Raw genomic sequence first — 12,894 nt, 5'->3', positions numbered from 1 at the left:
GTCCGGTCGATCACTTGATGGCACCCTGCGTCACGCCCGCCATCACCCATCGCTGGGTGACGAGGTAGACGATGATCGCGGGGGCCATGGCCATCAGGTACGAGGCGAACGACACGTTGTAGTTGTTGCTGAACTGGGTCTGGAAGATCTGCTGGAGCACCGGCAGCGTCTGGAGCGCCGGGTCCGCGGTGATGAGCGCCGGCATCATGTAGTCGTTCCACGAGGCGAGGAAGGCGAAGATGCCGACCGTCGCGCTCATCGGTGCGAGCAGCGGGAACACCAGCTGCCAGAACACCTGCCACGTGCTCGCCCCGTCGATGCGGGCGCTCTCCTCGAGCTCCCCGGGGATCGACCGGAGGAACGCGGTGAAGAGCATCACGCTGAACGACAGCTGGAACATGACGTGCAGGATCGCGACGCCGAACGGGTTGTCGAGCCCGACCATGCCGGTCAGCTTCACCTGCGACAGCGCGAGCACCGGGAACGGCAGGAACATCGCGGCGAGCAGGTAGAAGAACGACCAGCGGAACAGTCGGCGCTCCCAGTTCCGGGCGATCGCGTACGCCGCGAACGACGCCAGCAGGATCGTCCCGACGACGGTGATCGCGGCGACCATCACCGAGACGCCGAACGCCCGCGGGAAGTCGGTCAGCTGCCAGGCCTCGACGAAGCCCTGCACACTGAACGGCGCCGGCAGCGAGAACGCGTTGCCGTCGACCGCCTGGCCGGTGGTCTTGAACGCCATGCTCAGCGTGACGTAGAGCGGGATCAGGACGGAGAACGTGCAGACGACCAGGACGATCGTCAGGGTCCAGTTGCCCCGACCGCGGCGGCCGTGGGTCTTGTCGGCGTCCACGGAGCGGACGCTGCCGGTGAGCGTGGTGCGGGTGTTGAGCGGTGCTTGGACGGTCATCAGAACGAGGCCTTCCCGCGGGTGGCCCGCAGCTGGACGATGGCGATGACGACGGCGATCACGAAGAAGATCGTCGCGTTCGCCATCTGGTACGAGTAGTCGCCGTTGGAGAACCCGTTGAAGATCGACATCGCGACGCTGGTCGTCGAGGTGCCGGGGCCGCCGTTCGTGAGACCGACGATGACGTCGTACGCGTTCAGGAAGTTCTTGAACCCGATGACGAGGTTGATGACGATGTAGCCCGCGGTGAGCGGCACCGTGATCGAGAGCAGCTGCCGCCATGACGACGCGCCGTCGAGCGATGCCGCCTCGTACACGTCGCCGGGGATCGAGAGCACGCCGGCGATGTAGATGAGGAGCGTCGACGGGATCGCCTGCCACGCGGTGACGATGACGATCGCGATCCACGCCAGGTCCGGGTTCGCGAGGATGCTCTGCTCGAGCGGGCCGAAGCCGAGCGCGGTCGCCGCGGCCGGCAGGCTGTTCGAGAACAGGAACGAGAACACGTAGGCGATGACGATGCCGGAGATCACCATCGGCAGGACGAACACCGCGCGGAGTGCGATCTTCCCGCGGATCTTCGACGTCAGGCCGATGGCGAGCAGGAACGCGATCGCGTTCACCAGCAGGACCGTGACGAGCGCGAAGCCCATCGTGAAGAGGTACGCCTGCAGGATCGCGGGGTCGGAGAACACGGCGCGGTAGTTCGTCAGCCCGATGAACCCGAACTCGCCGAACCCGACGGAGTCGGTGAAGCTCAGGACGATGCCCATCACGGCCGGCAGCGTGATCGCCAGCGTGAAGATGACGAGCGTCGGCAGGAGGAACGCGAGGAAGACCGGGTCGAGTCGCCGCCGTGGACGGCGCATGCCGGCCGGGAGGCCCGGTGCGGCTCCGCCACGGCGGCTGCGGTCCGCCGTCGTGATCGATTCAGTGGTCGTGGTTGCCATTCGTCGACTCCTTAGGCGGACCGGAGCGCGAGCCGCGCCCAGTCGGCGTCGAGGGTGCGGAGCTGCCGCGCGGGGTCGCCGCCCAGGGCGATCGCCTGGGCGTAGTTCGCGACGGGGATCTCGGCGGGGATGAGCTGCGAGGCGCCGAGGGAGAACGCGGCGGAGTCGTAGAACGACTGCATGCCGGCGAGCGCGGGGTTCGAGGCCGGCGGGGCGTCCTTCCGGACGCCGAAGCCGTTGTTGTCCGCGTTGTACTTGTCGTTGACCTTCGGCTGCATCAGGAAGGTCAGGAAGTCGCGGGCGGCTTCCTGCTTCTTCGACTGCTCCGGGATCCAGAGTGCGAGGTCGACGTTGACCCGGACCTTCCGGTCGTCGGGGTCGTCGGTGACGGGCAGCGGGAACGTGCCGAGGTCCATGTTCTTCGTGGTCTTCGCGATCTCGCCGAGTGCCCACGGTCCCTGCATGTACATCGCGGCCTTGCCCTGGGCGAACGCCAGGTTGCCGTCGCCGTACCCACGGCTGGCGGCGTCCTTGTTCGACCACTTCGCGAGCTGCGTCATGCGCTGCATCGGCATCGCGAAGTCCTTCTCGAACGACACCTTCGAGTCCTTGCCGACGCTCGTGCCCTCACGCTGCAGGGACGTGAAGGTCGCCGGCACGTCGAGTGCACCGCCGATGCTGTAGTCGAACATCCCCTGGGCGATCGTCCACGTGTCCTTGTAGGTGTTGTAGAACGGCGTGACCCCGGCGGCGGTGAGCTTGTCGCAGACGGCGGCGAGCTCGGTCCAGGTGGTTGGGACGTCGACGCCGTTGTCGGCGAACAGCTGCTTGTTGTAGATCACGCTGGCGGACATCACCGAGTAGGGGAGTGCGCTCTTGCGGCCCGGGTAGTCCGCGGTCTGCTCCATGAGCGGCCACAGGTCGGGGTTGATCGTGTCCGCCTGCTCGAGGTCGGACAGGTCGGTGAGGGCCCCGTGCTCGACGAACGGCACGACCGAGAAGTTGTAGTTCCAGCACCCGAGGTCCGGCGGCGCGTTCCGCACGAAGTTCGCGGACATGTTCGACGTCGAGTCGCGGATCACCCGCACGCTCGACTGGCTGTCGTGGAACTGGGCGATCAGGTCGTCGAAGTACCCGATGACCTCGGGCTTCGACACGTAGAACGTGATCGTCTCGGGTCGCTTCGATGACGATCCGATCGGGGCGCACCCGGCGAGTGCGAAACCGCTGGCGATGCCGCCGGCCCCCAGCAGGAACGACCGTCGGCTGACCCCCGCGGTGTTCCGAGTCGTGGCGTGTTGCTTCACGTCGTCTCCGTCCGTCCGGACCCGGCGTCCCTGCCGTTCCAGAATCGCGGACCGGCTCCGGTGCCGCCCGCAGGACTAAATGTAGCGAGAAAATCTAATAGCGCAAGGAACTCGCGTCGCGGTAGTGTCACGACATGCCGCAGCGCCGTGGAACCGCACGCGGGTCGAGTGCCGAGATCGTGCTCGACCATGCGTTCGCCGCGCGCGCCTTCACCGCAACAGAGGCGATGGACGCCACGGGCCTGACCCGCTCCACCGTGCTCGCGGCCTGCGACGAACTCGTCCGGCTCGGCTGGATCCGCGAGCTCGACGACGCCCGCGCGGCGGGGGAGTACCGGATGGGACGTCCGGCCCGGCGGTACGGGCTCGACGAGCGCGCGGGCGTGGTCGTCGGCATCGACGCCGGGCAGCACCGGATCGCCGTGCTCGTCGCCGACCTGCGCGGGACCGTGCTCGGGCGTGCCTCCGGCGACCTCGGGGAGGCCGGCCTCGACGTGCCCGTCCGGCTCGGGGTCATCCGGGACACGGTCGCACGGGCACTTGCGGCGGCCGCGGTCCCCGGCGACGACGTCCTGGTCACCACCGTCGGGGTCCCCGCGCCCGTCGATGCCGTCGGTGCCTCGCCGGCCGACGACGGCGGCTACTGGGCGGCGATGAACCCCGGCTTCGGGGCGGTGCTCCGGCAGGGCACGGTCGTGGTCGAGAACGACGCGAACCTCGCGGCCGTCGCCGAACGCGGTGCCGGTGGCGACGGTTCGTTCGCCGCACTGCTCGCCGGCGAACGGTTCGGCACCGGGCTCGTGGTCGACGGCACCCTGCTCCGCGGCGCACACGGCGGCGCGGGCGAGATGCGCGTGCTCGACCTGGTGGCCGGCGTCGGCTCGCCCGAGGGACTCGGGAGCACGGCTCGGGTGCTCGCCGCCGAGGCGGTCGCGGACGGTCGCGTGCTCCCCGGCACCCCGCTCGCCGCGGCCCCGGACGGCATCGACGCAGCGGCGCTGTTCGCCGCCGCCGAGGCCGGCGACGCCGTCGCGGTCGAGCTCGTCGAACGGCTCGGCGACCGGCTCGCCCGGGTCTGCGTGGTGCTCGCGAGCCTGCTCGACATCGACCGCGTCGTGGTCGCCGGCGCCATCGCCGAGCCGGCGGAGGTCGTCATCGCCCACGCCCGCCGGCTGCTCGACACGTGGCACTACGACCCCGTGCCGACGATCGTCGCGTCCACGCTCGGCGCGGACGTCGTCGTCCGCGGTGCGATCGCGCTGGCACTCGACGTGGTGCGCGAGGCACCGCTCGCGCTCAGTCTGCCCGGGCGGACCGCGATCGTCGCGTGACGGTGACGGTGACGGTGACGGTGACCGTCACGGTGCCTGCGGCCACGCGCGTGCGGGTCAGCGCCGCCGCCAGGAGAGCACCTGCCGGACGGTGACCTTCGACCCGTACTGGGCGACCGAGTGCCGGAACAGGTACTGCGCGAACCAGAGCAGCACGAACGCGACGGCGAACACCTCGACGATGCAGATCACCGACTCCACCGGGGACAGCGCACCGACCGCGTTCCGCACCATCGCGGTGACCGGGGTGAACGTCGGGAAGTACGTGAAGAAGGTGGCGACCGGCGACGACGGGCTCGTCATCACGAAGAACGCCGCGTAGACCGGGATGATCAGCGAGAAGATCGCCGCCGACTGCAGCGTCGAGGCGTCCTTGATCGAGGGGACCGCGGCGCCGACGGTCACGAAGAGCGCCGAGGCGAGCAGCACCCCGCCGAGCAGCAGCAGGGCGCCGACGAGCATCCGCCACGGGTCGATGACGACGTCCCCGACCCGGCCGGCGACGAGCGGGACGACGACCACGAGCGAGAGCAGGCCGGGCACCAGGAACACCCCGATCTGGACCAGACAGACCAGCAGCATCGCGACGACCTTGCCGCGGATGAGGTCCCCGGCGGTCACCGTGGTGAGGATCATCTCGGAGATTCGGTTCTCCTTCTCCTCCACGACCACCGTCACCATGCGGGCGGCGAGCAGGATCACCAGGCCGAAGAACGCGGCGACGTAGACCAACGGCGGCACGATCGACAGCCACCCGGGCGCGACCTTCCCGTTCGCGTAGGCCGTCACGTCCGCGGTCGGTGGGGAGCGGAGGATGCTGACCGCCTCGGGGTCGTCGACCTCCGCGGCCACGCTCTGCTCCAGCACGCGCTGCGCGAGCGATGAGTACCCGCCGTTCTCGAACAGCCCGCGGTCCTTCGCGGTCACCGTGATCGAGTCCGTCGACGGGGACTCGGGGAACACGACGAGCGCGTCGAGCCGGCCGGCGACCACGTCGGCCCGGTCCCCGGACGGATCGGTGGACGGGGTCCCGCCCCAGCGTGCCGCGACGGACTCCGAGACCAGGCCTGAGTGGTCGACGTAGTGGAACGGGGTCTTCGTCGCCGACGAGCTCGAGACCGCGGAGTCCGTGCCGGCGGCCTGCCCGACCCCGACGAGCAGGGACACCACGATGATGACGAACGGGAGCGCGAGGGTGCCGATCCAGAACGCGGGCTTCTTGACCGCGCGGACGAACTCGAACCGGATGACGGTGCCGATGCGGCTCATCGTGCTCCTCCCGCCATGCGCTCGTCGGCGCCCGCGTCGTGGCCGTAGACCTGCACGAAGATCTCGTCGAGCGGGATCCGGCGCATCTCGAAGCCGGTGACGTGCACGCCCGCGGCGACCAGCGACGCCAGGATGTCCGACCCGTCCGCTGCTGCCGACGTCGAGGGCACGAGGTAGGCAACGTGCCCCTCGTGCCGGGCGAGCTTGTAGCGCGGGGACGGCGGGACCGGACCGTCGAGGGCGACCTTCGCGACGGCGCCGCCGAAGGTGTCCTGCACCTCGGGGATGGAGCCGTACGCGGCCGCGGTGCCGTCCTTGAGCAGGAGGATCCGGTCGCAGAGCCGCTCGACCTCGTCCATGTGGTGCGTCACGAGGATCACCGTCGCACCGTCGGCCTTCCGCTCGTCGACCAGGTCGAGCAGCAGCCGGCGGTTCACCGGGTCGAGGCCCTTCGTCGGCTCGTCGAGGATGAGCAGGCGCGGCCGGTCCATGATCGTGATCCCGAGCTGGACCTTCTGCTGCTGCCCGCCGGAGAGCTTGTCGACGCGGGCCTTCGCCCGGTCCGCGAGCCCGACCCGCGCCAGGTAGTCCATCGACCAGGCCGTCGCCGCGGGGCGCTTCATGCCGCGGAGCGCCGCGAAGTACGTCATCACGTCGAGGACGGACTCCTTGCGGTACAGCCCGCGCTCCTCGGGGAGGTACCCGATCCCACCGGTGGCCGGCCGGTACGGGTGCCCGTCGATCGTGAGCGTGCCCGAGGTCGGCGACGTGATGCCGAGCAGCGCGCGGATCGTCGTCGTCTTGCCGGAGCCGTTGCTGCCGAGCAGCCCGAAGGTCTCACCGGGGGCGATGTCGAACGAGAGCCCGTCCACCACCGCACGGTCCCCGAACCGCATCACGAAGTCCTGCACGCTGATGCTCGCCCCGGCCATGGAGCCCCCTTCTCGCTCCGCCGACCCTACCGGCCGCCGCTGAACCGCCCCCTCCGGGGACGGTCCGGATCGACGCTGACTACCGGCCGAGGGGCACCAGGCGCGCCAACTGGGTGACGTGACCGGGCTCGAGCTCCTCGAGCGACGCGACACCGAGCAGGCGCATGGTGCGCTCGATCTGTTCGGAGAGGATCTGGATCATCCGGTCCACCCCGGCCTCGCCACCCGCCATCAGCCCGTAGAGGTACGCCCGGCCGACCATCGTGTACCGCGCACCGAGGGCGACGGCGGCGACGATGTCCGCGCCGGACATGATGCCCGTGTCCAGGTGCACCTCGGTGTCGTTCCCCACCTCCTTCACGACCTGCGGCAGCAGGTGGAACGGGACCGGGGCGCGGTCGAGCTGCCGGCCGCCGTGGTTCGAGAGCGTGATGCCGTCGACGCCCATGTCGGCCAGACGCTTCGCATCCGCCAGGGACTGGACGCCCTTGACGACGACCTTGCCCTTCCACTGCGAGCGGATCCAGGCGAGGTCCTCGTAGGTGACGGTCGGGTCGAACATGTGGTCGAGGAGCTCCCCGACGGTGCCGGACCAGCGGTCGAGCGAGGCGAACGCCAGCGGCTCGGTGGTGAGGAAGTCGAACCACCACCACGGCCGCGGGATCGCGTTCACGATGGTCTTCACGCCGAGCTGCGGCGGGATCGAGAACCCGTTGCGCTTGTCGCGGAGCCGCGCTCCCGCGACGGGCACGTCGACGGTGACCAGGAGCGTGTCGAACCCGGCCTTCTCGGCGCGGGACACGAGCGCCATCGACTTCTCGCGGTCCTTCCACATGTAGAGCTGGAACCAGTTGCGGCCGTGCGGGTTGGCATCGCGGACGTCCTCGATCGCGGTGGTGCCCATCGTGGAGAGCGCGAACGGGATGCCCGCGCGTCCGGCGGCGCGGGCTCCGGCCCGCTCGCCCTCGGTCTGCATCATCCGCGTGAACCCGGTCGGCGCGATGCCGAACGGGTACGCGACCGGCGACCCGAGCACGTCCCAGGAGGTGTCGACCGAGGACACGTCGCGCAGGATCGCGGGCGTGAACTCGATGTCCTCGAACGCCTGGCGCGCACGGGCGAGCGAGATCTCCGCCTCGGCGGCGCCCTCGGTGTAGTCGAACGCGGCACGCGGGGTGCGGCGCTCGGCGATGTCCCGGAGGTCCCAGATCGTCAGCGCCTGGTCGAGCCGCCGACGCCGGGCGTTCAGGTCCGGCTTCTTGAACTGCATCAGCGGCGCGAGGTCGCGCACCGTCGGCAGCTGCCGCTTGACCTTCGGCCGTGCGGTCGACGCGCTCCCCGGCCCGGGGAACGGTGCTCCGGTCGCGGGGTCGATGCGCGTGCCGTCGTCGGTGGTGGTCATGCGTGGCTCCTGACGTTGGTCCGGTCGGGTTCGGCGCGCGACGGCGCCGTGGGGGAGTAGCGCACGGGCTCGACGGTCCGCGCGACGATGCTCCGGAGTGCCTCCAGTGAAGCCCCTCCGAGGCCTGCGAGTCCAGCGGCGCGCGCCTGGACGAGCACGTTGCCGAGCGCCGTGGCCTCGACGGGGCCCGCCAGGACGGGCAGCCCGGTGCGGTCCGCGGTGAGTTGGCAGAGCAGCCGGTTCTGCGATCCGCCGCCGACGACGTGCACGACGCGGATGTCCTTGCCCGTCACCTCGGTGATCGTCCGCAGCGTGGACGCGTAGGCCGCGGCGAGCGACTCGAGGATCGACCGCACGAACTCCGCGCGGGTCGTCGGTGCGGGGAGACCGTGCGCCGAGCACCACGCCGCGATCCTGGTCGGCATGTCGCCGGGCGGCGTGAACGACTCGTCCGCGGGGTCGAAGACGGTGACCGGGGTGGTGACGGCCGCGGCGGAGGCGATGAGGGCCTCCAGGTCGATGCTCGCGCCACCACGCTCCCAGGTCCGGACGCTCTCGGAGAGCAGCCAGAGCCCGGACACGTTCTTGAGGAACCGGACCCGGCCGTCGACGCCGCCCTCGTTCGTGCAGTTCGCGTCGCGCGCCGCGTCCGACAGGACGGGCGCGTCGAGCTCGACGCCGACCAGGGACCAGGTGCCGGAGGAGATGTATGCGAAGTCCGGTTCGGTCGCGGGGACCGCGACGACGGCGGAGGCCGTGTCGTGCGACCCGACGAGCGTGACGGGCGCGCTGCGCCGACCGGTCCTGGCACCGACCAGGTCGGCGACGGCCGGCAGCAGGGGACCGAGTCGGTCTCCGGGATCGCGCAGGGTGGGCAGCAACCCGGCCGGGAGGCCCGCGGCAGCCCGCAACGCCGGGTCCCACCCACGCGTGGTGGCGTTCAGGGCCCCGGTCGTCGATGCGTTCGTGCGCTCGGCCGCCTCGACGCCGGTGAGCCAGTACCCGAGGAGGTCCGGGACGAGCAGGGCACGGTCGGCTCCGCCGACCGCCGGGTCCGCGGCCCACTGGAACAGCGTGTTGAACGGCAGGTGCTGCAGGCCGTTCCGGCGGTACAGCTCGGCGGCGTCCATGCGCGCGTGCACCTCGGCGACCCCGCGCTCGTGCCGCTCGTCGCGGTAGGCGTACGGCAGCCCGAGCAGCCGGCCGTCACGGAGCAGGCCGTAGTCCACCGCCCAGGAGTCGATGCCGATGCTGGCGATGTCCGGATGCCGGGCGACGGCGTCACGCAGCCCGACGGTCACCTGCCGGTAGAGCTCGACGACGTCCCAGTGCAGGGCGTCCCGGTCGTGCTCGTGGAGCGTCACGGGACCGTTCGGGAACCGGGCGACGTGCTCCATCCGCACGCCGTCCGTGTCGACGTGCCCGACGATCACCCGGCCGCTCGTGGCGCCGAGGTCGACCGCGGCCACGCTGCCGCTGCTGCTGGCCATGGCGCTAGCGCAGGAACGCCGCGGCGACGCCCGCGTCCACGGGCACGTGCAGCCCCGTGGTGTGCGAGAAGTCGTCCGTGCAGATCGCGTAGACGGCGTTCGCGACGTTCTCCGGCACGACCTCGCGCTTGAGGATCGTCCGCTGGGCGTAGAACTTCCCGAGGTCCTGTTCCTCGATGCCGTAGGTCTTCGCGCGGTTCGCACCCCAGCCGGACGCGAAGATTCCCGAGCCGCGGACCACCCCGTCGGGGTTGATGCCGTTGACGCGGACGCCGTGCTCGCCGAGCTCGGCCGCCAGGAGTCGCACCTGGTGGGCCTGGTCGGCCTTCGTGGCGGAGTAGGCGATGTTGTTCGGGCCGGCGAACACCGAGTTCTTGCTCGAGATGTAGACGATGTCGCCGCCGAGCCCCTGCTCGATGAGGACCTTCGCGGCGGCCTTGGACACCAGGAACGAGCCCTTCGCCATCACGTCGTGCTGCAGGTCCCAGTCCTGCTCGGTGGTCTCCAGCAGGGACTTCGACAGGCTCAGCCCGGCGTTGTTGACGACGAGGTCGAGGCCGCCGAAGTGCAGCAGGGTCTCCTGGACCGCACGCTCGATGTCGGCGGCGCTCGTGACGTTCGCGCTGACGCCGATCGCCCTGTCGGTGTTCCCGATCTCCGTCGCGGTCGCCTGTGCCTTCTCGAGGTCGAGGTCCGCGATGACCACCGCCGCCCCCTCGGCCGCGAGACGCTTCGCGATCGCCTTGCCGATGCCGCTCGCCGCGCCGGTGACCAGGGCGATGCGGGTGGCGAGCTTCGCCGGTGCGGGCATCCGCTGGAGCTTCGCCTCTTCGAGGGCCCAGTACTCGATGCGGAACTTCTCGGCCTCGTCGATCGGGGCGTAGGTGCTGAGGGACTCCGCGCCGCGCATGACGTTGATCGCGTTGCCGTAGAACTCGCCGGCGACGCGGGCGGTCTGGGCGTCCTTGCCGTAGGAGAACATCCCGACGCCCGGGACCAGCACGATGAGCGGGTCGGCGCCGCGGATCGCGGGGGACTGCTCGTCGGCGTGCCGGTCGTAGTACGCCTGGTAGTCCTCGCGGTAGGTCGTGTGCAGCTCGTGCAGGCGTTCGATCTGCTCCTCGGCGGTGGCCGTCGCGGGCAGGTCGAGGATGAGCGGCTTCACCTTGGTGCGGAGGAAGTGGTCCGGGCAGCTCGTGCCCAGGGCCGCGAGTTCCTCGGCGCGTGCGGACGCCAGGAAGTCGAGGACGACGTCGCTGTCGGTGAAGCTCCCCACGACCGGCTTGTCGTGGCCGGCGATGCCGCGGATGGTCGGCGCGAGCGCGGCCGCACGGGTACGTCGTTCGTCGACGGGCAACGCCTCGAAGCCCCGGCGGACCGGGCCGAACGGGTCCGCTGCGCCGTGCTGTGCGATGTACTGCTCCGCGGTGTCGATGATCCAGCGGGAGTTGCGCTCGGCCTCGTCGCTGGTGTCACCCCACGCCGTGATGCCGTGCCCGCCGAGGATCGTGCCGATCGCCTCCGGGTGGTCGCGCTTGATCGCGGCGATGTCGAGCCCGAGCTGGAACCCCGGACGGCGCCACGGGACCCACACCACCTTCTGGCCGAAGATCGTCTCGGTCAGGGCCGGGCCGTCGGCCGCGGTGGCGATGGCGATGCCGGCGTCCGGGTGCAGGTGGTCCACGTGCGGGGCGTCGACCAGTGCGTGCATCGCCGTGTCGATCGACGGCGCGGCGCCGCCCTTGCCGTGCAGGCAGAAGTCGAACGCGGCGACCATCTCGTCCTCGCGCTCGACGCCTGGATAGACGTCCTGGAGCGCGCGGACCCGGTCGACCCGCAGCACCGCGAGGCCAGCGGGGGTCAGCGTCCCGAGGTCGCCCCCGGAGCCCTTCACCCACAGCAGCTCCACCGGTTCGCCGGTCACCGGGTCGGTGGCGGTGCCCTTCGCGGAGGTGTTCCCGCCGGCGTAGTTCGTGATGCGGGGATCGGAGCCGAGCGCGTTCGACCGCGCGATGAGGGCACTGATCGTGGTGTCTGCGTCGGTGTCGCGCGTTGCGGGGTCCACCCGGGCCTCCAGGCTGTTGCTCATGGTCACGCGCCCCAACCGGCCTGGACGCCGCCGACACGCTCGTCGGCGATCGTGCGCTGGTAGCCGGAGTCGAGGTAGGCGCGCATCGGGTTCGCGGGGAGTCCGCGGGACTCGCGCCAGGCGGCGAGGTCCTGCCGGACGTCCGTCTGGAACGCGTCCATGAAGATCTCGTTCGCGCCGAGGACGTCGTGGGCTTCCTGCGCGGCGGTCAACGCCACGCGGTCGAGCAGCAGCGCACGGGCGGTCATCTCCTGCACGTTCAGCACCGAGCGGATCTGGCCGGGGATCTTGTCCTCGACGTTGTGGCACTGGTCGAGCATGAACGCCACGTCGGGGTTGTCGTAGCCGCCGCCGCGGACGACCTCGACCAGGATGCGGAACAGCTGGTACGGGTCCGCGGCGCCGACGATCAGGTCGTCGTCCGCGTAGAAGCGCGAGTTGAAGTCGAAGGAACCGAGCTTCCCGAGACGCAGGAGCTGCATCACGATGAACTCGATGTTCGTGCCGGGGGCGTGGTGGCCGGTGTCGAGGCAGACCATCGCCTTGTCCCCGAGCGCGCTCGTCTGGACGTAGCTGGTGCCCCAGTCCGGGACGTCCGTGTGGTAGAACGCCGGCTCGAAGAACTTGTACTCGAGCACCAGGCGCTGGTCGTCCCCGAGCCGGTCGTAGATCGTCGACAGGGAGTCGTGCAGGCGGTCCTGGCGGCTCCGCATGTCCTCCTGCCCCGGGTAGTTCGAGCCCTCGGCGAGCCAGATCTTCAGGTCACGGCTGCCGGTGGCGTCCATCACGTCGATGCAGCGGAGGTGGTGGTCGATCGCCTTCTGCCGGGTCGACTCGTCGACGTGGGTCAGTGCGCCGAACTTGTAGTCGTCGTCCTGGAACGTGTTCGAGTTGACGGTGCCGAGGGAGACCCCGTGCTCCTGGGCGTGACGCTTCAGGTCCGCGAAGTCGTCGACGACGTCCCACGGGATGTGGAGCGCGACGGTGGGGGCGAGCCCGGTGTACCGGTGCACCTGCGCGGCGTCCGCGATCTTCTCGTAGGGGTCGCGCGGGGTGCCGGGTGTGCTGAACACCTTGAAGCGGGTGCCGGAGTTGCCGAAGGCCCAGGACGGGAGTTCGATCTGCTGGCGCGCCAGTTGTTCGGCGACGGAGCTGAAGCTCGCTGATGTCATCGTGTCACTTCCTCGTGTGCGATTGAATCGTTTCATACG

The 12,894-nt window shown here is 70.3% G+C and carries 10 protein-coding genes; 1 reads left to right on the top strand and 9 read right to left on the bottom strand.

Annotated features, from left to right (window positions below; all coding sequences use genetic code 11):
• Positions 1–10: 10 nt before the first annotated feature.
• Genes EDF27_RS07735 through EDF27_RS07725 form a run of 3 tightly spaced genes read right to left on the bottom strand, consistent with a single transcriptional unit; the run spans position 11 to position 3,170 of the window.
• Positions 11–913 carry a carbohydrate ABC transporter permease gene (locus EDF27_RS07735; protein WP_132048042.1) on the bottom strand — a complete coding sequence of 301 codons (903 nt, stop codon included), beginning with the start codon at positions 911–913 and terminating at the stop codon, positions 11–13.
• Positions 913–1,863, bottom strand: a complete 951-nt coding sequence (locus EDF27_RS07730) for a sugar ABC transporter permease (protein WP_123702008.1) — start codon at positions 1,861–1,863, stop codon at positions 913–915. Before EDF27_RS07730 ends, EDF27_RS07735 begins: the two co-directional genes overlap by 1 nt.
• A gap of 11 nt (positions 1,864–1,874) precedes the next feature.
• Entirely contained in the window at positions 1,875–3,170 is a 1,296-nt protein-coding gene (locus EDF27_RS07725) for an extracellular solute-binding protein (protein ID WP_132048040.1), read from the bottom strand.
• Between the two features lie 134 nt (positions 3,171–3,304).
• Here EDF27_RS07725 and EDF27_RS07720 point away from each other — a divergent pair, with 134 nt between their 5' ends.
• Positions 3,305–4,501, top strand: coding sequence for an ROK family protein (locus EDF27_RS07720; protein WP_123702012.1), 1,197 nt, complete (start codon positions 3,305–3,307; stop codon positions 4,499–4,501).
• A gap of 57 nt (positions 4,502–4,558) precedes the next feature.
• Here the strand turns inward: EDF27_RS07720 and EDF27_RS07715 are convergent, their stop codons facing one another.
• From EDF27_RS07715 to rhaI, 6 genes are all read right to left on the bottom strand, one after another.
• Complete coding sequence (locus EDF27_RS07715) at positions 4,559–5,770, bottom strand: ABC transporter permease (RefSeq protein ID WP_132048038.1); 1,212 nt, start codon at positions 5,768–5,770, stop codon at positions 4,559–4,561.
• The gene (locus EDF27_RS07710) at positions 5,767–6,702 is read right to left on the bottom strand and encodes an ATP-binding cassette domain-containing protein (RefSeq protein ID WP_132048036.1); all 936 of its coding nucleotides are present in this window, start codon (positions 6,700–6,702) and stop codon (positions 5,767–5,769) included. The genes EDF27_RS07715 and EDF27_RS07710 overlap by 4 nt, the downstream gene beginning before the upstream one ends.
• A gap of 79 nt (positions 6,703–6,781) precedes the next feature.
• Positions 6,782–7,972: an alpha-hydroxy acid oxidase gene (locus EDF27_RS07705; RefSeq protein WP_123656005.1), complete on the bottom strand. Its 1,191-nt coding sequence runs from the start codon at positions 7,970–7,972 to the stop codon at positions 6,782–6,784.
• Between the two features lie 128 nt (positions 7,973–8,100).
• Positions 8,101–9,594: a rhamnulokinase family protein gene (locus tag EDF27_RS07700; protein WP_132048034.1), complete on the bottom strand. Its 1,494-nt coding sequence runs from the start codon at positions 9,592–9,594 to the stop codon at positions 8,101–8,103.
• A gap of 4 nt (positions 9,595–9,598) precedes the next feature.
• A complete protein-coding gene (locus EDF27_RS07695; RefSeq protein WP_132048032.1) occupies positions 9,599–11,683 on the bottom strand; it encodes a bifunctional aldolase/short-chain dehydrogenase in 2,085 nt (694 codons plus the stop codon).
• A 2-nt stretch (positions 11,684–11,685) separates the two neighbouring features.
• A complete protein-coding gene (rhaI, locus tag EDF27_RS07690; protein ID WP_132048030.1) occupies positions 11,686–12,855 on the bottom strand; it encodes an L-rhamnose isomerase in 1,170 nt (389 codons plus the stop codon).
• Positions 12,856–12,894: the final 39 nt, after the last annotated feature.

This window comes from Curtobacterium sp. PhB136 (assembly GCF_004346855.1).
In the GTDB taxonomy this organism is placed as follows: Bacteria; Actinomycetota; Actinomycetes; order Actinomycetales; family Microbacteriaceae; genus Curtobacterium.
This window is presented reverse-complemented; position numbering and strand designations above follow the sequence as displayed.